This window comes from Vreelandella titanicae (assembly GCF_014697095.1).
Classification (GTDB): domain Bacteria; phylum Pseudomonadota; class Gammaproteobacteria; order Pseudomonadales; family Halomonadaceae; genus Vreelandella; species Vreelandella titanicae.
Map to the genome: position 1 here is coordinate 1,273,889 of NZ_CP059082.1, position 21,883 is coordinate 1,295,771.

Annotated in this window: 22 protein-coding genes; 5 read left to right on the forward strand and 17 right to left on the reverse strand. The window is 54.7% G+C overall.

Annotated elements, in window-relative coordinates; all coding sequences use genetic code 11:
- Positions 1–3: 3 nt before the first annotated feature.
- The 7 genes from HZS52_RS06000 to phnD form a co-directional block, all read right to left on the reverse strand.
- The gene (locus HZS52_RS06000) at positions 4–2,112 is read right to left on the reverse strand and encodes a methyl-accepting chemotaxis protein (protein ID WP_009286186.1); all 2,109 of its coding nucleotides are present in this window, start codon (positions 2,110–2,112) and stop codon (positions 4–6) included.
- 11 nt (positions 2,113–2,123) lie between these two features.
- Positions 2,124–3,995, reverse strand: coding sequence for a methyl-accepting chemotaxis protein (locus HZS52_RS06005; protein WP_190374327.1), 1,872 nt, complete (start codon positions 3,993–3,995; stop codon positions 2,124–2,126).
- 125 nt (positions 3,996–4,120) lie between these two features.
- A complete protein-coding gene (locus HZS52_RS06010; RefSeq protein WP_022521305.1) occupies positions 4,121–4,549 on the reverse strand; it encodes a host attachment protein in 429 nt (142 codons plus the stop codon).
- A 92-nt stretch (positions 4,550–4,641) separates the two neighbouring features.
- Complete coding sequence (gene phnE, locus HZS52_RS06015; RefSeq protein WP_022521306.1) at positions 4,642–5,451, reverse strand: phosphonate ABC transporter, permease protein PhnE; 810 nt, start codon at positions 5,449–5,451, stop codon at positions 4,642–4,644.
- Complete coding sequence (gene phnE, locus HZS52_RS06020; RefSeq protein WP_022521307.1) at positions 5,445–6,257, reverse strand: phosphonate ABC transporter, permease protein PhnE; 813 nt, start codon at positions 6,255–6,257, stop codon at positions 5,445–5,447. The genes phnE (HZS52_RS06015) and phnE (HZS52_RS06020) overlap by 7 nt, the downstream gene beginning before the upstream one ends.
- A complete protein-coding gene (phnC, locus tag HZS52_RS06025; RefSeq protein WP_022521308.1) occupies positions 6,244–7,041 on the reverse strand; it encodes a phosphonate ABC transporter ATP-binding protein in 798 nt (265 codons plus the stop codon). The genes phnE (HZS52_RS06020) and phnC overlap by 14 nt, the downstream gene beginning before the upstream one ends.
- A 56-nt stretch (positions 7,042–7,097) precedes the next feature.
- Positions 7,098–8,090 carry a phosphate/phosphite/phosphonate ABC transporter substrate-binding protein gene (gene phnD, locus HZS52_RS06030; protein ID WP_022521309.1) on the reverse strand — a complete coding sequence of 331 codons (993 nt, stop codon included), beginning with the start codon at positions 8,088–8,090 and terminating at the stop codon, positions 7,098–7,100.
- A gap of 173 nt (positions 8,091–8,263) precedes the next feature.
- Here phnD and HZS52_RS06035 point away from each other — a divergent pair, with 173 nt between their 5' ends.
- The gene (locus HZS52_RS06035) at positions 8,264–8,863 is read left to right on the forward strand and encodes a histidine phosphatase family protein (RefSeq protein ID WP_027957939.1); all 600 of its coding nucleotides are present in this window, start codon (positions 8,264–8,266) and stop codon (positions 8,861–8,863) included.
- 50 nt (positions 8,864–8,913) lie between these two features.
- Entirely contained in the window at positions 8,914–10,377 is a 1,464-nt protein-coding gene (locus HZS52_RS06040) for a sensor domain-containing diguanylate cyclase (protein WP_027957938.1), read from the forward strand.
- A 19-nt stretch (positions 10,378–10,396) separates the two neighbouring features.
- Here the strand turns inward: HZS52_RS06040 and HZS52_RS06045 are convergent, their stop codons facing one another.
- From HZS52_RS06045 to hemE, 7 genes are all read right to left on the reverse strand, one after another.
- On the reverse strand, positions 10,397–10,789 hold the full coding sequence (locus HZS52_RS06045) for a RidA family protein (RefSeq protein WP_022521312.1): 393 nt from the start codon (positions 10,787–10,789) through the stop codon (positions 10,397–10,399).
- Between the two features lie 207 nt (positions 10,790–10,996).
- A complete protein-coding gene (locus HZS52_RS06050; protein ID WP_022521313.1) occupies positions 10,997–11,773 on the reverse strand; it encodes an amino acid ABC transporter ATP-binding protein in 777 nt (258 codons plus the stop codon).
- Positions 11,774–11,827: 54 nt separating this feature from the next.
- Positions 11,828–12,928, reverse strand: coding sequence for an amino acid ABC transporter permease (locus HZS52_RS06055; RefSeq protein WP_009286182.1), 1,101 nt, complete (start codon positions 12,926–12,928; stop codon positions 11,828–11,830).
- A gap of 15 nt (positions 12,929–12,943) precedes the next feature.
- A complete protein-coding gene (locus tag HZS52_RS06060; protein ID WP_141440375.1) occupies positions 12,944–14,134 on the reverse strand; it encodes an amino acid ABC transporter permease in 1,191 nt (396 codons plus the stop codon).
- Between the two features lie 101 nt (positions 14,135–14,235).
- Positions 14,236–15,261 carry an amino acid ABC transporter substrate-binding protein gene (locus HZS52_RS06065; protein ID WP_009286180.1) on the reverse strand — a complete coding sequence of 342 codons (1,026 nt, stop codon included), beginning with the start codon at positions 15,259–15,261 and terminating at the stop codon, positions 14,236–14,238.
- Between the two features lie 268 nt (positions 15,262–15,529).
- Positions 15,530–16,396 carry a polyamine aminopropyltransferase gene (gene speE / locus HZS52_RS06070; RefSeq protein ID WP_022521315.1) on the reverse strand — a complete coding sequence of 289 codons (867 nt, stop codon included), beginning with the start codon at positions 16,394–16,396 and terminating at the stop codon, positions 15,530–15,532.
- Positions 16,396–17,508, reverse strand: coding sequence for a uroporphyrinogen decarboxylase (gene hemE / locus HZS52_RS06075; protein ID WP_022521316.1), 1,113 nt, complete (start codon positions 17,506–17,508; stop codon positions 16,396–16,398). Before hemE ends, speE begins: the two co-directional genes overlap by 1 nt.
- Before the next feature lie 276 nt (positions 17,509–17,784).
- Between hemE and ribA the strand changes: the two genes are divergently transcribed.
- The 3 genes from ribA to cheZ all read left to right on the forward strand — a co-directional run bounded on the left by ribA (position 17,785) and on the right by cheZ (position 20,144).
- On the forward strand, positions 17,785–18,420 hold the full coding sequence (ribA, locus tag HZS52_RS06080) for a GTP cyclohydrolase II (RefSeq protein ID WP_009286177.1): 636 nt from the start codon (positions 17,785–17,787) through the stop codon (positions 18,418–18,420).
- Between the two features lie 36 nt (positions 18,421–18,456).
- Positions 18,457–19,176, forward strand: coding sequence for a PAQR family membrane homeostasis protein TrhA (trhA, locus tag HZS52_RS06085; RefSeq protein WP_022521317.1), 720 nt, complete (start codon positions 18,457–18,459; stop codon positions 19,174–19,176).
- A 281-nt stretch (positions 19,177–19,457) separates the two neighbouring features.
- A complete protein-coding gene (gene cheZ / locus HZS52_RS06090; RefSeq protein WP_022521318.1) occupies positions 19,458–20,144 on the forward strand; it encodes a protein phosphatase CheZ in 687 nt (228 codons plus the stop codon).
- 72 nt (positions 20,145–20,216) lie between these two features.
- On the opposite strand, the gene HZS52_RS06095 is transcribed toward cheZ, so the two are convergent.
- The 3 genes from HZS52_RS06095 to HZS52_RS06105 all read right to left on the reverse strand — a co-directional run bounded on the left by HZS52_RS06095 (position 20,217) and on the right by HZS52_RS06105 (position 21,866).
- A complete protein-coding gene (locus tag HZS52_RS06095) occupies positions 20,217–20,840 on the reverse strand; it encodes a glutathione S-transferase family protein (RefSeq protein WP_022521319.1) in 624 nt (207 codons plus the stop codon).
- Between the two features lie 106 nt (positions 20,841–20,946).
- Positions 20,947–21,423, reverse strand: coding sequence for an RES family NAD+ phosphorylase (locus tag HZS52_RS06100; protein ID WP_138799505.1), 477 nt, complete (start codon positions 21,421–21,423; stop codon positions 20,947–20,949).
- Entirely contained in the window at positions 21,423–21,866 is a 444-nt protein-coding gene (locus HZS52_RS06105; protein ID WP_022521321.1) for an antitoxin Xre/MbcA/ParS toxin-binding domain-containing protein, read from the reverse strand. Before HZS52_RS06105 ends, HZS52_RS06100 begins: the two co-directional genes overlap by 1 nt.
- Between the last annotated feature and the right edge of the window lie 17 nt (positions 21,867–21,883).

A 21,883-nucleotide genomic window follows, 5' to 3' on the forward strand; every position in this document is an offset into this window, starting at 1 on the left:
CGTTTATCGCTCAGTCAATTCGGGAGCAGGCAACTGATGGTTGCTAGGGGCGTTTTTTGGCTCAAGTGTAAAGCCGCCTACCAGCGCAGCGAGCCTATCCGCCTGATCGTTTAGCTGTTCAGCGGCGGTCGTCGACTCCTCCACAAGCGCGGCGTTTTGCTGGGTCATTTGGTCTAGGTCGGTGACGGCAATGCTCACCTGGCTAATGCCCTCGCTTTGTTCTCGAGCGGCCGTACTGATATCTCCCAACATTTGCGTTACCCGCGTGACGCTTTCTGCTAATTCGTGCATTGCCGACTCCGCATCTCGAACCATTTGGGTACCGCTTTCAACCTTGCCAGCCGAAGTATTAATACGCTGGCGGATATCCTTGGCGGCTTCGCTACTGCGAGAGGCTAATTTGCGAACTTCGTCGGCGACCACGGCAAACCCACGACCGTGTTCGCCAGCCCGGGCGGCTTCCACAGAAGCATTCAGGGCAAGCAGGTTAGTCTGAAAGGCGATGCCGTCGATGACGGTCACGATGGCCTGAATTTCATCGGAATTGGAGCGAATATCATCCATCGTTGCCACGACTTGCTCAAACGCGCTGTCGGTACGCGAGGCTAACTGCGAGGCGGTTTGTGAAAGCCCACTGGCTTCTTGCGAGGCGTGAGTGGTATGGCTAACGGTGCTGCTGATTTCTTCCATCGCAGAGGAGGTTTGCTGCAGGCTGGCAGCGGCCTGTTCAGTGCGCCGTGAGAGGTCGTGGCCACCTTGAGTAATTTCATTAGCCGCGTGGTTGACGGCTTCACTACTACGGCGCACATCCAGCAGAATAACCTGAATTTTTTCTGCAAAGGCATTGAACTGCTCAGCTACCGCGGCACTTTCATCTCGCCCATGCACCGGTAGACGTTGGGTAAGGTCACCATGGCCTGAAGCAATCTCTGCCATGCGGCTTGCAAGCCGCTTAAGAGGCCGTGCGATTCGCCCGCCAATCCACCATAGCGCTGCCACCCCCAATGCTGCCAGAAGTAGCCCTACTACCGTCATGCCCAGCGTATTTTGCTGGCGCTGCTCGCTGAGAACTGCTTGCAGCTCGCCTAACTCCGCAAGCGCTACGTCTTCAGGGAGCTGGAGTACCAACACCCAGGGGAGGCGAGTATCGCCAATGGTAATAGGCTGATAGCGCTGCAGTAGACCATCGTTAACGCTGCTTTGCAGGCTACCTTGCTCTGATGCCTCTCGGATGCCCGCGAGAATTGTACTGCTAAGGGAGTCACTGGCAGGCGAGCCCAGACTCTCTACGCCTGCCGTGTCGGCGACTAGCCCCCCACTTCCCGCGACGAGAGCCATGCGCCCAGCGCCTTCGTATAGCGCTTGGTTGGCATCGCTTAGCAGGGTTTGGATAAAGTTAAGGGAGAGGTCTACCCCCGCAACGCCACGAAACTCGCCATCCACCAAAATGGGGGCGTTAAACGAAGTGACCAGTTGCGTCTCGCCGCCATAGTCATAAGCCGCCGGATCGATAATGCAGGGAACTAGGGTTTCACGAGGGCAAAGATAGTATTCGCCTTCCCGAACGCCGCTGGGAAGGCGTTCTTCACTCTCCATGGTATCTCCCAGCGGCAGCACTTCTAGCGTTTCATCCTCGGTGCGGTACCACCAGGGCATAAAGCGACCGCTACCGTCATGGCCATAGCGCTCATCTCCTGCATATCGTGCGTCGTCACCAAACGCATTGGGCTCCCAGCCGATAAATGCATCCAGCAGTGTCGGGTTGTCGGCCACAGTTTGGCGCACTAAGTTAGATAGTTCGCGGCGGTTCAGGTAAAGCGAGCGGCGCCCCTCTTCATCCTCCATACCCATCAAAGCATTAGTAGTCGCCAATTGATTGGCGATAGTCATGGCATTGTTGAGTTCGCGCTGAATACGCCCGCCCTCTGCTTCGGCAATGGCATCCAAGCGCGCATTCAATGCACTTTCCATCAATGCGCCGGTATGCTCATTCACCGTTTGCTGGGTGCGGGCCGCGGCGACCAAGTTATAGATGACTAGCGCAGCCACAATCGCGAGCAAGCAAGGGCCCGCAAGTGCGACGACAAAAGAGCGTAACGAACGAAAATGCATAGCGTTACCCCTTAAGTAATGTGATGGCGGTGGTTGTCATGTGCTTGGTACTGCACTTGCAGGGCAGGTGCCGCGGCGTGAGACAGCTTAAAACTACTGATAGTGCCTGCCAGATGATCGGCCTGTTCTTTTAGTTGCTCGGCGGCGGTCGTGGACTCTTCCACCATGGCCGCGTTTTCCTGAGTCATGCGATCCAGTTCTGCGACGGCAATGTTGACCTGATTGATGCCATCGCTTTGCTCGCTGGTGGCCGCATTGATCTCCTCCAAAACATCGGTAACGCGGGTAATATGCGCGACGATGTCTTGCATGGTAGATCCCGCATTACGCACTAAAGTGGTGCCATTGTTAACCTTGGTTTGAGAGTCCTCAATCAGCTTTTGAATATCGTTGGCGGCATCACTGCTACGCCCAGCCAGCTTGCGTACTTCGTCGGCCACCACGGCAAAACCACGGCCATGCTCGCCAGCGCGGGCAGCTTCCACCGACGCGTTAAGCGCCAGCAGGTTGGTCTGGAAAGAGATGCTGTTCATTAACGTGACGATTTCACCGATTTTATCGGAGGCGTGGGTAATGTCTTCCATAGTGGTAACCACATTCGCCACCACCTTGCCGCCTTCGTTGGCTACTTCTGAGGCAGTTTGAGAGAGCTTGTTGGCTTCCTGAGCCGAGGCAGCAGTGTGCTGCACGGTGCTGGTGATTTCTTCAATCGAAGCGGACGTTTGTTGCAGGCTAGAGGCGGCGTTCTCGGTGCGGCGTGATAAGTCCTGGCCACCCATGGCGATCTCATTGGCCGCGTGGTGAACAGATTCACTGCTGGTGCGTACATCGATTAATACGGCCTCCATTTTACCTACGAAACGGTTGAAGGCCTTGGCAATTTGAGTGACTTCATCATTACCCTCTTCGGGCAAGCGTCGGGTTAAATCGCCCTCTCCCGATGCGATATCATCCATCGCATTACGAACTCCCAGCAAGCGGCGTAGCAGCAGAGAAAGCAGCAAACCGAAGACCACTGCCGTGATTGCGGCCACAATCAGCAGCGTGACTATCGATGTAGTGGCGATGGCGCGCAGGCCCGCTGTTGCCTCGTGTTCGTCCAGTGCCACAATCAACTGCCAGCCACTGCTACCACCCACGTTATTGCCCATCAGCAACGTATCGCTGTTTTGCAGTGAAAGCGATTGGGGTTCATCGGCTTGGGCGATTTCGCTAAGCCGGGTGTTGGTCAGTTCATCGCTCAAACGTGTGGAAGGTTCGAGCGTCATGTCAGCGTCAGGATGCGCGATCAGGGTGCCGTCTTCAGTGGTTAAAAAGCCGAAACTGGACGGCGTAGGGGCAATGCCGGTAACAATTTCGATCACATCCTCAATAGTAATATCCGCACCAATGACTGCGGCCAGCTGCCCATTACGGTAGAAAGGGCGTGCAAAGGTAACGATTAAGCCCCCCGTTTGGGCATCAGTGTAAGGTGCCGTAATAATGGTCTCTTGCGCTTCGGCTGCGCCTTGGTACCAGGGCCGCTGACGCGGGTCGTAATCGCTGGGGGGCTGCCATCCATCGGAAAAAATAGCGTCTGGTGTGGAAGGATAAGCAATGTAGGCTGTCATAAAGCTGCCTGAGCCAGCCAGTTGTCGAAGTGCGGCAAGTGGCTCATCGCTATTGGCTGCATCATCCATGCTGGAAAGCATGGTATAGCGTGCGTTAAACCACTCGTTGATAGCTTGCGTATTACCGTTAACCACGGCGCTAAGATTGCGCGTTATTTGCTGGCTATTATGGTGTTTTACGGTGGTGTAACTGGCAATGCCGTTAATCACCAGGGCGAGGGTAATCGCCACTAATGCGGCCAATAGGATGCGTGCTCGGAGGGTAGATAGCATGGTCGCTCTCGACGTAGAAGTGCATGTCAGTACTCAGGGGGAGGTACCGTTTATAATGTCTTCTAGGCTATCGGCGAGAGCGACCCTTTCTTTAGTCTTACATGGGCTTTAAGTTTTGGATATTACTAGCGTAAATCACTAACTGCTTGTTGGATATCGGCCATTGAAGCTTTACTTAGATCTTTTGATAGGGAATGAATCACCAGCTTTTGGGTAGGGGCATCGAGTTTATCGCGTAAAAGCCCTAAAAATTTAGGTGGCGCCACCATAATGAGCTTCTTCATACTGTTGCCTACTCGAGCACTATAAAGTCGCTGAGCGACCTCCTTCGCAAACAGCTCGTTTTCGTGCTTAGTAGCCGTTCCCTCTTCGCCAGCCGAGCGAGAGGTAGTGGACATCGACTCATGCACATCGCCTCGACCGTCGGTGACCAAGTCACCTTCGTGTAGACGTCCTTCAGCGTGAACCATGCTTTCTTGCTCTGCCAACGTTAAGGCATCTCGGGTAAAAATGCGTGCGCGAGCGGCGTCGGCTACCACGATATAGGTTGTCATCGCTGTGCATACTCCATGTCGTTGATGGTCATCTAACCATGGCAAGCGTTTGGCGTTAGGTCAAACGCTTGCCTCGGCTTAAGCAACGTGGGTTACAGCACCTTGCTACGCAGCAAGCTGGTGACGGCTTCACCAATCAGTACCAGCACAATAATGGCAATCAAAATGGTCGCCACGGTAGGCCAGGCAAAGGTGTCAATTGCGCCCTGGAGGATAACGCCGATACCCCCGGCGCCCACCAACCCAAGTACCGTCGATTCGCGGATATTGATATCCCAGCGGAGGATGACGATGGCAAAAAACGCGGGCATGACCTGAGGCACGATTGCATAGGCGACCACTTTGGCCTTGGAGGCCCCGGTGGCTTCCATGGCCTCTACGGGGCGCCGGTCAATCTCCTCTATTGCTTCGCCCATCAGCTTGCCGATAAAGCCAATCGAGCGAAACATGATGGCGAGTATGCCCGCTAATACCCCAGGGCCAAAAATGGCCACGAACAGCAGCGCCCAGATGATGGTGTTCACCGAACGGCTTGAGACCAGAATGAAGCGACCAAACCACAAACAGGCGCGGTTGGGGGTAGTATTCTGGGCGGCGATGTAGGCCACCGGGAGCGCCAGGAAAATCGTCAGAAAGGTAGCCAGCGTAGCGATATGCACGGTCTCGATCAGCGCTGCGATAATGCCATTGAGCCCCGCCGCACTGGGTGGCCACATGCGTGCGCCAAGCCCGGAGATTTGGTTGGGCGCATCCCACACCCAGGGCCAGAAAATATCAATATCGCGCACCGCCCAAACCACTAACATCAAGGTAGCTAGCAGAACGGCGTAACGAATCAGGCGCTGTTTGCGGTCATAGCGTTGCCAAATACGATCGGCAAGCTGCTGTGCGTGATCTACCATATTTTTTTCCTTACCCAGCCGCTGACACCTTCACTGAGCAAAATGACCGCGATGATAATGAGCAGAATCGCAAAGGCGAAATCGTAGTCGTAACGCCCAAAGGCATTCATCAGGGTGCCGCCAATTCCGCCTGCCCCAACGATTCCGACCACCGCTGATGCGCGCAAGTTACTATCCAATTGGTACATGGATAGCCCTACCTGGCGTGGCAGAATTTGCGGAAAGACCGCATAAAACAGAATGGCCACATAGCCAGCGCCGGCGGCTTTCATCGCCTCTACTTGGCCCCAATCAATCTCCTCGATCTCTTCGGCGAGCAACTTGCCCACAAAGCCGATGGAGTAGAGTGTCAGAGTCAGAATACCTGCGAGTGGGCCAAATCCAACGGCAGCGACAAACAGGATGGCAACAATTACCGGATGAAAGCTGCGCGATACGATAATCACCGACCGGCCAATCACATAGATAGGCATTGGGGCGATATTACGTGCCGCCATCACGGCAAAGGGAATAGAGAGTAAAACCCCCAATAGCGTCGCCAGAATGGCGATTTGAAAGCTCTCTTTAAAGCCTGTTAGCAGCAGCTCGTAGCGCTCTAGGCTGGGTGGGAAGCCGCCGCTAAATATGCGTGCCGCGCGGGGCAACCCTTCAGAGATCCGTGCCCAGTTGAACGGCAGCGAGCCGAACGCCCAGACCAGATAAACCACGGCAACCACGATTAACCCATAGCGTAGCAACGGGTTGGCAATGAACGGCGGCTTTCGCCAGGTGCGGGGCGCCGTTGAAGGGGCCTCAGGCGGAGTCATGTGAGGGCTCCTCCGCTGGCGTATCGGTAATCGCGTCGTCCGGCGCTTCAATGCCTCCGTAGATGGCGTCTAACGCGTCTTTGTTGAAATCGGCAGGCAACCCATCAAAGATCATCTTGCCGTGGCGTAGACCCACAATCCGCTCGGTATAGGTTTTGGCCTGTGCGACGTTGTGGATATTGATGAGTACTGGCAGCGAGAGCTCACTGGCCAGGCTTTGCAGCAGTATCATGATCTGCTCGGAGGTGCGTGGGTCGAGCGAGGCAGTTGGTTCGTCCGCCAGCAGAACATCAGGCTCTTGCATCAGGGCTCGCACGACGCCTACCCGCTGGCGCTCGCCACCGGATAGCTCATCAGCGCGCTTGTTGGCGTAATGAGCGATTCCCACCCGCTCCATCAGCACAAACGCACGCTCAATATCGGCCTGAGGGTAGCGGCGGGATATTGCTTGATAGAGATTGACGTAACCCAACCGCCCGGCCAACACGTTCTCCATCACGGTCAAGCGATCCAGTAGGTTAAAGCCTTGGAACACCATACCGATCTTGCGGCGAGCACGGCGCAGCTCGGCGCCTTTCAGGTTCACCAGCTCATTGCCGTTGAGTTTGATCGAGCCGGAGGTTGGCTCGACCAGGCGATTGATACATCTCAGCATGGTGCTTTTACCCGCACCCGAGGCGCCTACGATAGAAACAACGCTGTTTCCCTCTACCTTGAGGTCAAGCCCTTTCAGCACGGCTTCATCGTGGCCATAACGTTTGACCAGATTGGTAATTTCCAGCATGTGTCCGCTTCCATCGTCGAGACAATAACCGCACCGCCGGCGGCGGTGCGCTACGTTTACTCTTCCAGGTTTTCTGGCGTATAGCTCACGTTATTGGCCGCTTGGATGGTACGAATTACCTGCCAGTTGTCTTGGTAGTTGATGGGTATGAATTTCTCGACGCCCTCAAACTCTTCACCAAGTTCGGTGCCGACAAAATCAAAGCTAAAAAAGGCTTCCTCTATTTTCTCGACCAGGTCGGGATGCAAGTTGTGCGCGTAGTTATAGGAGGTAGTGGGGAAACGGTCGGATTCGTAGATCAGGCGCACGTCTTCTTCATCGTAAAGACCGCGTGCTGCCATCCGCTCGACGACTTCTGAGGCCACGGGGGCCGCATCGTAATCCTTGGCCACCACGCCCAGCATGGATTGGTCGTGGCTACCCGAATAGACCACTTCGTAATCCTCATCGGGAGTGATGCCGAGTTCCGGCAGCAGCGCACGAGGGGCTAAATTGCCCGAGTTTGAGGTGGGTGAGGTATGGGCAACGCGTTTGCCTTTGAGATCCTCAACCTCGTGGATATCAGAGTCGACATGAGTAAATAACTGCAGGGTGTAACCGAATTGGCCGTCATCAGAGCCCATCAAGGCAAACGGCACGGCACCGGCCAAATTCACCGCAAACGGCGTAGGGCCAGTGGAAAAACCAGCGATATGCAGCCGACCGCTGCGCATGGCTTCAACTTGGGCAGCGTTTGACTGTACGGCGAAGAAACGCACATCCCGTTCGGTAACCTCGGCCAAGTGATCGATAAACGGCTGCCAGATATCCGAATAGATAGCCGGATCCTCTACGGGGGTATAAGCAAAAATCAGCGTGTCTGGATTGACCCACTCAGCCTCATCGGCAGGGCGATCCGCCACCATATCGCCATCTTCATCACAATAGATGGTATCCAGGGCGCCACGTTCGCACTCCGCGAAGGCATGGGTAGAGAGCAGGGTGAGCGGTAGTAGGGATGTAGCGATAAGTATCGCAAGCGGGCGCTGGCGGAAGAGCGAAGTTGTCATGGTGAGCCTCGTTTGTGCGTTATTGTTGTGTTCTTGCTATGGGTCAGGCTGTATTTCCTTGGCTGCGTTTTGCCACTATTGAAAGCGGAAACTGTTTCGTAAGTGGACATTCCGCGTCAAGGATGGTTATTTTCGAAAGTAGACACCTTCAATCTAGGGTTTGTGACAAACTTATGTCAAATACTTTACAGCCGCTCTCCGACCATTGGCGCAACCGCTATTTATTCATGCGCCACGGCCATAGTCAGGCTAATCAACAGAGGGTGATTGTCAGCTCGCCGGGGCGCGGGGTGGAAAACTTTGGTCTCTCCGAGCATGGTGAGCAACAGCTTGCCCAGCTCGTTGCCGACTGGCAGTGGCCTGTGCCGACCCGCGTGGTGCATTCAGACTTTTTGCGTACCACCCAAACCGCTGCGCATGTGGCGGCCAGGTTCGAGTTGGTACCCAGCGTGGATACGCGCTTGCGGGAACGAAATTTTGGCGAACTAGAGGGGTTGGGGGACGAGCACTATCCCAGTGTATGGGCGTTAGATGCCGAGGATGCTGAACACCAGCACCATGGAGTAGAAGCGTTGAGCCGGGTGGCGAGCCGTATGCAGGCGGTGATCGGTGATTGGGAACAACAGGTAAGCGGGGAAGTCATTCTGCTCGTCAGTCACGGTGATCCGCTGCAAATTCTGCTGACTGCCCTGGCCGGGAAACCGCTGACGTCCCACCGTGAGCAAACCCCGTTAGCACCCGCTAGCATTACTCTTTATGGGCATGGCGTGTAATCCACTAAAAGCTGTGTGGTAGTCTCTAAGAAAAGTAAAGAGAACCTGCTATGCCTGCTCCTTTTTCGCCGGATGCGCCGAGCCTGCTGAATGCCCTTGCTGTGGGCAGCCGCGCGCTCATCGACGCGCACTTTTGGAGTGAGGGCGTCGATCAGCTATTGGCGGCGCTAGGGGAAGCGTCGGGTGTCAATCGGGTGTGGATATTTCAAACCATAGAGCGCAACCCAAACGGTGTCTTGCAGGATTTTGTTTTTGAGTGGGCATCTTCATCGCACTATCGTGAGCGAACGCAAAAACGCTTTCGCTTTTTTACCACGCTGATCGATGATCCCGAGTATGAGGAAATGGTCAATCGTCGGGAGCGTGGTGACTCGCACACCTGTATTACCTCGCAGGTGGATTTGGGGTCGCTGCGCGACAATTTGGAAAGCCAGTCGATTTTATCGATGGTGACCGTTCCGATTATGGTGGATGGTCAGTGGTGGGGCACTTTGGGCTTCGATGACTGTGAGCGTGAAGTTGACTGGGAGGGAGCGGGGTTGCAGGCGCTAGTGATCGGCGCTGAACTGATCGCTTCGGCTATTTATCGTCAGCAGCTTACCCGCAGGCAGCGGCAGGTTGATCTGCTGCAGCAGGTCGCCGCCTGCGGCACCTGGGAGATTAATACTCGCAGTGGCGCAACCTGGTGCTCTTCGGCGTTGCTGCTTTCGCTGGGTTATCCTGGTGATTATGCAAGGCTCCCATTGCGCCGCTTACTGGCTCACGCCATGCCCACTGACCGCTTACGGGTGTTTGGTTTGATCCGCGAGTGCCAACAGCGGCTGCAAACCCAATGCCGCATTGATGTTCAGCTCAGGGTCGCATCCGGGCAATGGCGTTGGCATGAGCTGGTGATGGAAAGCTACTACTCCGATGATGGCTATTTAGCGCGTATCGGCGGCCTAGTCATCGATATTAGTCAACGTAAAAAAAGCGAAGAGCAGGCCTGGGCGGCGGCGGAGTTTGACGCCTTGACCGGCACACGCAACCGACGTGGCTTGGCTAATCACTTAGCACAACTCAATGAGCAAGCTGAAGCGGCAGCCTATTATTTGCTGATGATTGATATTGATTACTTCAAACATATCAATGATCGCTACGGTCACCCCGCGGGGGATACGCTGCTGGTGGAGATGGCAAAGCGAGTACACGAGGCCCTGCGGCCCGAGGATTGTCTGGCAAGGTTCGGCGGTGAAGAGTTTGCTGTTACGGCGGGTGATTTATCGCACCAACAGGTAGTCCAGCTGGGTGAGCGTATTCGCCAACGAGTAGCCCAGCAGCCGTTTTACCTGACGGCGGGTGATTCGCAAGCGCCGATGATGGTGACACTCACCGTCAGCGTGGGGATTGCACCTCTGGCGCTCACCAGTGATTTAGACCACAGTCAGGCAGTAGCCGTTGCCCAGGCCGACCAAGCGCTCTATGCCGCCAAAGAGGCGGGGCGAAATCGCGTTGTGGCTCACTGGCAGCCGTGATGACGACGACTGATGAGGTTTATTGCTGCGACGGTGGAATCCAGGCAATCATATCGACTTCCACATCAGCGCCGCCAGCCAAGCCGGTTACCCCGATACAGGTGCGGGTGGGTAGAGGCTGGGGAAAGTAACTGGCGTAGACCTTATTCACTTCGTCGAAGTGGCCCATATTGGTAATGAACACCCGGGACTGCACCACATATTCGAAGGCACTTCCGACTTCTTCCAGCACAATCGCCAGGTTCTGCATTACCCGATGAGTCTGTTCGGTGAAGGTGCCCAAAAGCATCTCGTTGGTCTCTGGCACCGTCGGCATCTGGCCAGTGATAAAGACCAGATCACCTACGCGGCAGGCGTGGGAAAAAGGCGCAATCGGTTGCGGGGCGCGGTCGATAAACAGCTTTTCAATCATGCTTTTATCCTTTTTTGAATGATGTCGTTGCGAGGAGCGGAGCGACGAAGCAATCTTGTTTGTAGTGGCAGGAGGATAACTTCAAGATCGCCGCGCTACGCTCGCGATGACATGCTGTTTTTTTAAAGTCTGTTAACTATCATGGGCCTCAAGTGAGGCCCATGATGACGAACTTATCCACAGCTGCTTTGTCGCTGGGGCTGTGTATTAATGCCCCAGAATCTGGCTTAAGAACAGCTGGGTACGTTCAGACTGCGGGTTGTTGAAGAACGGCTCTGGCGCGTTCTCTTCAATGATTTGCCCCTGATCCATAAAGATCACCCGGTCGGCGACGGTTTTGGCGAAGCCCATTTCGTGGGTCACGCAGATCATGGTCATGCCCTCTTCCGCCAGTTCCACCATAACGTCCAGCACCTCTTTGATCATCTCGGGGTCGAGGGCGGAGGTGGGCTCGTCAAACAGCATCACGTCGGGGTGCATGCACAGCGAGCGGGCAATCGCTACACGCTGCTGCTGACCGCCCGAGAGTTGCCCCGGGTACTTAGTTGCCTGCTCGGCAATGCGCACCCGTTCTAGGTACTCCATGGCTAGCGCTTCGGCCTCTTTGCGGGGCTTCTTTTGTACCCACATTGGCGCAATACAGCAGTTTTCCAGCACTGATAAATGCGGGAACAAATTGAAGTGCTGAAACACCATGCCGACACTACGACGAATCTGCTCAATGCGCTTAACGTCTTGGGTCAGCGGTAGACCGCCCACCACAATTTCACCTTTTTGGTGCTCTTCAAGGTGGTTAATACAACGAATCAGCGTTGATTTACCCGAACCTGAAGGGCCGCAAACCACGATACGTTCGCCGCGTTTTACCTCAAGGTAGATATCCCGCAGTACGTGAAAATCGCCGTACCACTTGTTAACGTTATGCATCTCGACCATCAGGTCAGAAGCACTGGTGTCAGAGGTGTTGGTGGCTGCTTGTGTCATGTTGAAATCCTACTTAAAACGTAATGAGATGCGGCGCTCGTATTTAAACTCGAACTAGTGCTTATGGCCGGTGTTTAGCTTGCGCTCCAAGTACTGGCTGTAGCGCGACATGCTGAAACAGAATATCCAGAACACGAACGCGGCAAATACATAGCCCTCTACCGAGAAGCCCAGCCAGCGCGAGTCGGAAAGCGCCGCTTGCACAATGCCCAACAGGTCAAACAGCCCGATGATCATGACCAGGGTGGTGTCTTTAAACAGTGAGATAAACGTATTGACGATGCCAGGAATCATCATTTTCAGTGCCTGAGGCATCACGATTAGCCCCATGCGCTTCCAATACGTCATCCCCAGTGCCGCGGCGGCCTCATCTTGCCCTTTGGGAATCGCCTGCAAACCACCGCGAATAACCTCGGCCATATAGGCACTTTGGAACAGCGTCAGGCCGATTAGCGCACGTATAAGGCGATCCACGTTAAGTTCAGACGGCAGGAACAGCGGCAGCATCACCGAGGCCATAAACAGAATGGTGATTAGCGGCACACCGCGCCAAAACTCGATAAAAATCACGCAGAAGGTTTTGACGATGGGCATGTTCGAGCGTCGCCCAAGGGCTAATACAATGCCAATAGGCAGTGCGCCAATCATCCCCACGCTAGCCAGTAGCAGCGTCAGCATCAAACCGCCCCAGCGGTGGGTGGAAACACGCGGTAGATCAAAGTAGCCGCCGTGTAGCAGTACGTAGGCGATCACCGGGAAGATCAGCAGCGCAAACAGTGTCATCCAGCGCTTAAACGGCAGGCGCGGAATGACCATCCAGGCAATAATGCCCGCGAACATGGCAAACACGATGTTGGCGCGCCAATACTCCTCACTCGGGTAGAGGCCGTACATAAACTGGGAAAAGCGTGCGTTAACGAATACCCAGCAGGCGCCCACGCGTGTGCAGTCTTCGCGGCTGTCGCCCACCCAGTTGGCATCAATAAATGCCCACTGAACCGTTGGCACCACGAGTAGATAGAGCACGTACAGGCCCAGTAGCGTGAAGATGCTATTGATAGGGCCGTTGAACAGATTGCCTCGTAGCCAGGCAACCGGCCCAATGGTGCCTTTAGGAGCCGGGCGCTGAGGTATGGTTTCTTTATTGTGAATCATGGGGTCGCCTCCGGCCTAGCGTTCGACCAGCGCAACGCGAGCGTTGAACCAGTTCATGAACATGGACACCAGCAAGCTGATGATCAGATAAACCGCCATGGTCATGGCAATGACTTCGATTGCCTGACCGGTCTGGTTGAGCGTGGTGCCGGCAAAAACCGATACCAGGTCGGGGTAGCCGATGGCGGTGGCCAGTGACGAGTTTTTAATCAGGTTGAGGTATTGGCTGGTGAGTGGCGGAATAATGACGCGCATAGCCTGGGGAATGATGATTAGGCGCAGCACTAGCTTGCGCGGCAAGCTCAATGCCTGGGCGGCTTCCGTTTGGCCATGGGGGATGGCTTGGATGCCCGAGCGCACAATCTCCGCAATGAAGGACGCGGTATAGATAGACAGCGCCAGCCACAGGGCCAAAAATTCAGGGATAATGGTGATACCACCGCCGAAGTTAAAGCCGCGCAGTACCGGCATCTCCCAGGTCACCGGTACACCTGTAGCGACCAGTACCAGCAGTGGTAGGCCAAAGATAATCACCAGCGACATCCAGAAAACCGGTAGGCGCTTGCCGGTGGCTTCGTGACGGCGCTTGTTCCACATGACCAGTGCGATGCTGGCAATAATAGCCACCACGAAGGTGGCTGGGATAAGACCAAATCCTGACTCGAACAGAGGCTGAGGTAGGTACAGCCCGCGCACGTTCAGGAAAATGGCTTCACCAAAGGCCATGCTCTCTCTAGCGCTGGGTAACGTCCGCAGTACAGCAAAGTACCAGAAGAAAATTTGCAGCAGCAGGGGGATATTACGAAACGTTTCGATATACGCATTGGCTAGCCGAGCGATCAACCAGTTGGGCGATAGCCGCGCGATACCGACGATAAAACCAATAATCGAGGCAGCTAACACCCCCAATCCACCGACTAGCAGCGTATTGAGCAAGCCAATCACAAAAGTGCGGCCGTAGGTACTTTGGGAGGAGTACTCGATTAAGCTTTGACCAATACCAAAGCCGGCTGTGTTGCCCAGGAAGCCAAAGCCAGTGGTAATGCCGCGAGCATTCAGGTTGGCTTGGGTATTGCCGATAATATAGATCAGGAAAGCCGCGACAACGGCGACCAATATAAGCTGAAAAATAAGTGCGCGCTTAGCGCGGTCTCGCCAAAACGGCGGCTTGTGGCCAGCGGGGCGAATGTTGGGTCTTACAGACATGGATGGCGTCTCCGCTACACGGAAGGTCAATCAAATGGCCCGCCACGACCTTTAAACAGATACCTGTGAAGAGGGCGGCGGGCCGGGGTCAAGCGAGACGCTTAGCGAATCGGGGGAGCGTACTGGAAGCCGCCGTCTGTCCATAGGGCGTTGACACCGCGCTCAATTTCCAGCGGCGAGCCCATGCCCACGTTGCGGTCGAAGCTTTCAGCGTAGTTACCCACTTGGCTAATAATGTTGTAGGCCCAATCTGCTTCTAGGTTCATGCCTTCACCGTAGTTGCCGTCTTGGCCTAGCAAGCGAGCGATGTTGGGGTCTTCAGAGTTAAGCATTTCTTCAGCGTTTTCACTGGTGACGCCGTACTCTTCGGCGTTAATCATGGCGAACAGCGACCATTTCACAATGTTGAACCAAAGATCGTCACCCTGACGAACCACAGGGCCTAGTGGCTCTTTGGAGATAACGTCAGACAGGATCATCGAGGCTGAAGGATCGTCTAGCTGAATACGTAGCGCCGCTAGCTGAGAGGTATCGGAGGTTAGCACGTCACAGCGGCCGGCCTGATAGCCACCCACGGTTTGCTCAGAGGTATCAAATACGATCGGGTTGAATTCCATGTCGTTAGCACGGAAGTAGTCAGCCAGGTTCAGCTCGGTAGTGGTGCCAGACTGAATGCAGATGGAGGCGCCGTCGAGTTCATCAGCACCGGTAATACCCAGGTCACGGGATACCATGAAGCCCTGGCCGTCGTAAAAAGTAACCCCGGTGAAGTTCAGGCCCAGAGTAGTATCGCGGGTGGTGGTCCAAGTGGTATTACGTGATAGAACGTCGACTTCACCTGATTGCAGGGCGGTGAAGCGCTCTACGGCGTTGAGTGAAATATAGTTGACGGCTTCTGAGTCGCCGAGTACCGCTGCCGCTACAGCGCGGCATACATCAACGTCGATACCTTGCCAGTTACCGTCGTCGTCCGGAGCTGAGAAGCCCGGCAAACCATCGCTCACACCACACTGAACGGCACCACGCTCAATGGTATCTTCCAGGGTGTCGGCTTGAGCAGTTGCCATTCCCGCCAGGCTAAGTGAGCCAGCGGACGCCAGAAGCGCTAAGTGTTTTTTATTGAACATCTAGTTTCCCTCGAAGTTATTGGAATCAGCTATTGAAATCAGTTATTGAAACCAGTAGTTGAAATAGTTATGCATGCCGTAGCATGTCACTAAACCTAGCAAGGAAGATGCCAACAAGGGTACAGGCGTTAATTCAGCGCTTTTCAACGCTACTCAACGAATTCGAGACGAAGGTCTAGGTGCAAAAAGGTTACTGCCCACCTCGCATTGCACCGTTATAGGGCAAGCTGAGGTGGGCGGTAACACAAAGGCAGTTATTAGGCGTGGTTTACTCGGCTGCGAATGCCTTGCGCATAAACGGCGGGAGGGCGAGCGCACCGCGATGGGCGTCAACGCTATAGTATTCAAGCGGCAAGTCGTGGTTGGTGGCTGCCTGCTCGCGGAACGTATTCACGTCGGTGGCTTTACCCGCCAATGTTACGCTCCACCAGCCTGAAGGATATACCGGCTGCGGGAAGGGCAGCGTGGCAACGCTGTCAAAACCGGCTTTCAACATGTCGTTGCGCAGCTCTCGGATGATCGAGCCACTGTGGTAAAGCGGTGATTCGCTCTGCTGCACCATTACGCCGCCGCTTTTCAAAATACGGTGGCAGCGCTTGAGAAAATCGGTTTTAAACAGCCCTTCAGCGGGCCCAACCGGGTCGGTGGAGTCGATAATCAGCACATCGATGCTCTCATCAGGTGCATCGTCCACCCACTTGACGCCGTCGGCGAACAGCAGTTCAGCGCGGGGGTCGTTATTCGACGCTACCAACGACGGGAAGAAGCGCTCAGAGGCCTTGGTGACCTCTTCGTCGATGTCAATTTGGGTAACTTTCTCGACACTCGGGTGGCGCAGCACCTCTTTTAAGGTGCCGCAGTCGCCACCGCCGATGATCACCACACGTTTGGGATCTTGGTGGGTAAACAGCGCCGGATGCGCAATCATCTCATGGTAGAGGAAGTTATCGCGATCAGTCAGCATCACGCAGCCGTCCAGCACCATTAGGTTGCCGTAGGTCTCGGTGGCGTAGACCTCTAGATGCTGGTATTGGCTCTGTACATCCAGCAGTTTTTCAGAGATCTTCAGTGAGAAAGCGCTGCCGTGGCTATCAAAGACTTCGGTAAACCATTGGTCGTCGCGTAAATCGCTCATCAATTGGCTCCTGAGTGCTGTGCATTTGTGTGCGTTGGAATATCGCGGTGATACTGTGGGCTTAATTCGTGCAGCGCCTCCATAAAGGCAGTGACGTTGTCGGGGTTGGTAAACTGGCTGATTCCGTGGCCCAGGTTAAACACGTGGCCAGGGCCATGGCCGTAGCTTTCCAACACGCGGGCTACTTCAGCGCGGATAGCCGAGGGGCGGGCAAACAGAACGTTGGGATCAAGATTGCCCTGTAGCGCCACTTTGTGACCAACCCGGGCACGGGCATCGGAAAGCTCGGTAGACCAGTCGATACCCAATGCATCGGCACCGGCGCAGGCGATATGCTCAAGCCACTGGCCGCCGTTTTTGGTGAAGAGAATCACCGGTACGCGGCGGCCGTCGTGTTCGCGGATCAGTCCCGAAACGATCTGCTCCATGTAGCGCAGCGAGAACTCAAGGTACGCAGGGGTAGAGAGTGCGCCACCCCAGGTATCAAAAATCTGCACCGCCTGGGCTCCCGCGCGAATTTGGGCGTTCAGGTAGTCAGTTACCGCATGCGCCAGCGTATCCAGCAACTGGTGCATGGTATCCGGGGTATCGTAAAGCATGGTTTTCAGATGGCGGAAGTCCTTGCTGGAGCCGCCCTCCACCATGTAAGTCGCCAGCGTCCAGGGGCTGCCTGAGAAGCCGATCAGCGGCATGCGGCCGTTCAGCTCACGACGAATGGTCGACACCGCACGCATCACGTAATCCAGGTCGCGCTCGGTGTCGGGCACGCTTAGAGCGGCGACTTCTTCCTGTGTACGCACGGTTTTGCGGAATTTTGGGCCTTCGCCGGTTTCAAAATAGAGCCCCAGGCCCATGGCATCTGGAATGGTCAGAATATCTGAAAACAGAATGGCTGCATCCAGCGGGTAACGCTCCAAGGGCTGTAGGGTGACTTCGCAGGCCAGGTCATGGTTGCGGCACAGATCCATAAAACTGCCCGCATCGGCCCGGCTGGCGCGGTATTCCGGCAGGTAGCGGCCCGCTTGACGCATCATCCACACCGGGGTGCGGTCGACGGGCTGGCGCGCTAGTGCGCGAAGAAAGCGATCATTTTGCAAAGGTGTAGTGGTCATAGACACTTGCTCTTAGGAAATTTGCCCGCATCGTATTGGAAACCGTACTTGGGAGCGTACTTGAAACCGTTTTGGGGATCGTATGAGGGCAATTGTACTTGAAGATAGGTGTTAGGGCGGCGTACTCGATGGCAAAAATCGTCGCACCCGGCCAATTTTTCTCCATTATTTAGTCGCCTTGTCAGCGTGAGGCGGGCGCCGCTTCCTGTTAGAATACTGACCCACTTTGCCAACACTGGTGTGGTTAACTGGTTTGGTCAATCAGCGAGGTAACCTGTGACCATTCGCTTCATTGCCGCTTCCCGGCTGCCCACGCCCTGGGCAACGTTTACTATGCATGGCTTCGAAGATGAGGCTACCGGCAAGGATCATATCGCCTTAACGTTGGGTGATGTGACCGGCGGCGAGCCGGTGTTGGGGCGGGTGCACTCCGAGTGTTTGACCGGTGACGCTCTCTTCTCCATGCGCTGCGACTGTGGCTATCAGCTCCAGGAAGCGCTAAAACGCATCGCTGAAGAGGGCCGCGGCGTGCTGTTTTACCTGCGCCAAGAGGGGCGGGGAATAGGCCTGTTAAACAAAATTCGTGCCTACCACCTGCAAGATCAAGGTGCTGATACGGTCGAGGCCAACGAGCAGCTCGGTTTTGGCGCCGACATGCGCCGCTATGATCTGTGCGTGCCGATGCTTAACCATTTGGGCATCACAGCGTTAAGGCTCATGACCAACAATCCGCGCAAGGTGGATGCCCTCACCCGCGACGGCGTGAATGTCGTCGAACGTTTGTCGATCACCACCGGCCTGAACCCTCATAACGAGCAGTATCTCTCAACCAAAGCGGGCAAGCTTGGCCATATGATGGCCCTGGATGACTTCACTCACGCCAGCGATGTGGATATTGAGCGCAAGGGGTGATACGAGTGGGGGATGGCATGCGAGGAGCGCTCCAGGATGAACGCCGTCAGTAAGGAGCAGTACAAGCAGTATAAACAGCAGCGTGAAAACCTTCCCGAAGAGCAGGGCGAATTCAGTGTATTCGAAGAGTGGCTGCACAGTATCACCCACGGTATCGGTGCTGTGCTCAGTTTGGTGGGAATGGTAGTACTGTTGGTTGCGGCGAGTTACGCCGCCCATGTCGACCCGTGGAAAATTGTCAGCCTGAGCCTGTACGGCACCACGCTAGTCCTGCTTTATACCGCCTCTACCCTTTACCACGGCATCCCTCATCGGCGCTGGAAGCAGCGCTTTCAGTTACTTGATCACTGCGCGATTTATTTACTCATCGCAGGTACTTACACGCCCTTTTTACTCGTCAATATGCGCGGCACTACAGGCTGGGTTTTGTTTGCCGCCGTGTGGTCGCTGGCGTTGGTGGGCATTGCCTGCATACTGCTATGGCCTCAACGTTTTTCGATATTACGTGTGGCGATTTATCTGCTCATGGGCTGGATGATCGTGCTGGCATCAGGAGAGATGGCGGCGAGTCTTTCAACGACCGGCATTGCCCTACTGGCCGCGGGAGGAATTACCTACACGCTAGGGGTGATCTTCTACGCCGTGCGTGCGATCCCCTACAACCATGCGATTTGGCATCTATTTGTAGTGGCTGGCAGCATCTGTCACTACTTTGCTGTTTATAGCGCCGTTCTACCGCACGTTTCAGCTGCTTAATGGTTAATCGCTCGACTTCGAATCATTGCCTGCTTGAACCCGCCTGTAAATTAGATGGTTTTTAAGGGGTTAAAAATACCTGTAACTCGCAGTTTCCCACTGTAGACTAAACGTTAAACTTAAGTTTTAGGATGTTGAGCCGACAGTAGTATCAGGTTTAGATGCAGACCTTGGTGTATTTAACGCCGTGCATCCTGAAAAAACACAGTGGGTTCGTATAATGATGTCTATTGCCACACCCAAAACGACATTCAATAAGCTTTTCCAACAAGAGGATTGTCATGAGCACTGTTAACAACGCCCACGACACGACGATGCCGTCGGTACTGGGCAAAAAAGACAGTACTGATGAGATGGTGCATCGCATAGGCCACTTAACGCGCCTACTGCGGGACAGCATGAAAGAGCTGGGCCTAGATCAGCAGATTAGCCAGGCGGCGCAGGCAATACCGGATGCTAATGACCGGCTCAACTACGTTGCCTCAATGACGGAGCAGGCCGCAGAGCGGGCATTGAATGCCGTTGAGCGCGCTCAACCGGTGCAAGACAGCCTTGAAGAAGAAGGCGCTGCGCTTAATGAGCGCTGGCAGGCGGCGGCAGCTAAGCTCGCGGCAGTAGAAGGTGATGCTAAGCTCGTCGAGGATACACAGAACTTTTTGAGCAGTAAGCTTCCCACCGCAACCGGGGCTACTCAAAAAGAGCTGCTTGAAATCATGATGGCCCAAGACTTTCAGGATCTCACCGGTCAGGTGATTAAGAAAATGATGGAAGTCATCAAGCTCATCGAAGAGCAGCTTGTTCAGGTGCTGGTCGATAATGTTCCTCACGTCACCGACGGCGTTAAGATGGAAGATGACCGCGATGAACATGCCAAGCTTCGTAACGGGCCGCAGGTGAACCAAAATAAGACGGATGTGGTGGCAGGGCAGGATCAAGTAGACGATTTGCTTGATGACCTTGGCTTTTAAGCAACGCCCGACTAGTTAAAAAACCGTTGCCACATACTGCCAGCAACGGTTTTTAAAGCGTTTAGATGTTGATTAACTCTCTGCTGCTGCCTGCTCTTTTTCGATTGCTCTAGCCATCGCGGCGCGCTGAATATGGCGTTCGCGATAGGCCAATAGCGGTTCGGGTAAGCGGTGCTTCATGCTGACCGCCCACGATAAAGTATGGGTTAAAAACAGATCCGCAAGGGTAAAGGTGTTACCCACCAAGTTTTCTTGCCCGTTGTAGCGGCGCTCCAGCGCGCTTAGCGCACGCTGAAACTCCCATGCGCAGACCGGCAAAATAGCGGGAACGCGTTTATCTGTGGGCAGGGCAAACTTATGCTTGGCTTGATTCCACAGTGGCTGCTCCATTTCGGTGACGATAAAGCTGAGCCACTGGTCGACCTGAGCGCGAGCGGCAGGGCTGCTGGGTAGGAGGGTGCCGTCGCCATATTGCTCCGCTAGATAACGGCAAATCGGCACTGATTCAAATAGCGATACTTCTCCATCTTCAAGAACTGGCACCTTGCCATCCGGGTGACGCGCCAAATGCGCGGCTGTTTGCCCCTCGCCTTTATCCAGCGCCACATGCTGGCACTGATACTCTAGGCCTAACTCTTCAAGTGTCCACGCTGCTCGTAGCGAGCGGGAGTGGGGGAATGTGTATAGCGTGATCATTACGGCTCCTTAGTACCCTTAATCTTCTCGTTGTTGTCTTTGCGACGGTTTTTTTCTAAATGTAGTAGAGGCCTAACAGGCTGCACTGCAACCTATAGAATTAAGCTTAAATGCCCCTGAATAAGCGCTGGTTATAAATGTCTTGGCGAGTTTCTATTAAGTGAATATCGGTAATGGTGGGGTGGAGAGGGTTAATGACGGCAATATTCTCCATTGCCCCGGGTACAGCACAGCTGGGAACTAGCAGCATCAGCGTATCGCAACGCTGCAGCCATGCAGTACCTAGTGTTTGAGTGCTTTCAGGGTAGGGGTAGTGGTGCCAATCGTCGGGTAACTGGTGCTGGGGCCAGATGTCCCTACCGGTATCGTCGGGGAGCTCGAAAATACCTAACCGGTAGTTGGCGGGTAGCAAGCGGGGAGAGGGCAGATAATTACCGAGTTCCAGCATCGCTACGCTTGCAGAGGTGCCGAAATAGACGACAGGGTTGCCTGGAGCGTTCCATCTTGCGCCATCCCGGTAGCTGGCGCCAAGGCCGCTTAAATTATTCATATAGCGTTCGGGAGCGATGCGGTATAGCTTCATTAGCTAAATTCACCGAACTCAATTTTACGCAGCGCTTCCCTCACTAACTGGCGACCTTCGAAAGTATCAAAAAGATTCAAAGGCGTCTCGCCCGCCAGCGCAGGAATCGGCGTATTTAGCCACTCATGGGCTTTAGCGGTATCGCCAAAAACAGTTTGAGCATGGTAAAGCACGCGCAACACATCCAGCACCTCTTCGCTGTCGGTGCGGCTTAGAGCTTTGCGATGGTAGAAGCGATGCAAATTGCCTGGCGTGGTTTCCAGCAGTCTGACAAACAGTTCACGATTATTGCCCATTGCCTGAATCGCTTGTTTTACCACGCTGCCTGGGACACCGACGCGCACCGCGTGAATAAAGGCGATCTTATCCGTCAGCACATTAACCGATACGCTAACGCCACTAACAGCTTGCTGGCTATTGGAATAATGTTCGAGCGCTTCCATAAGTACCTCCTTCGCTG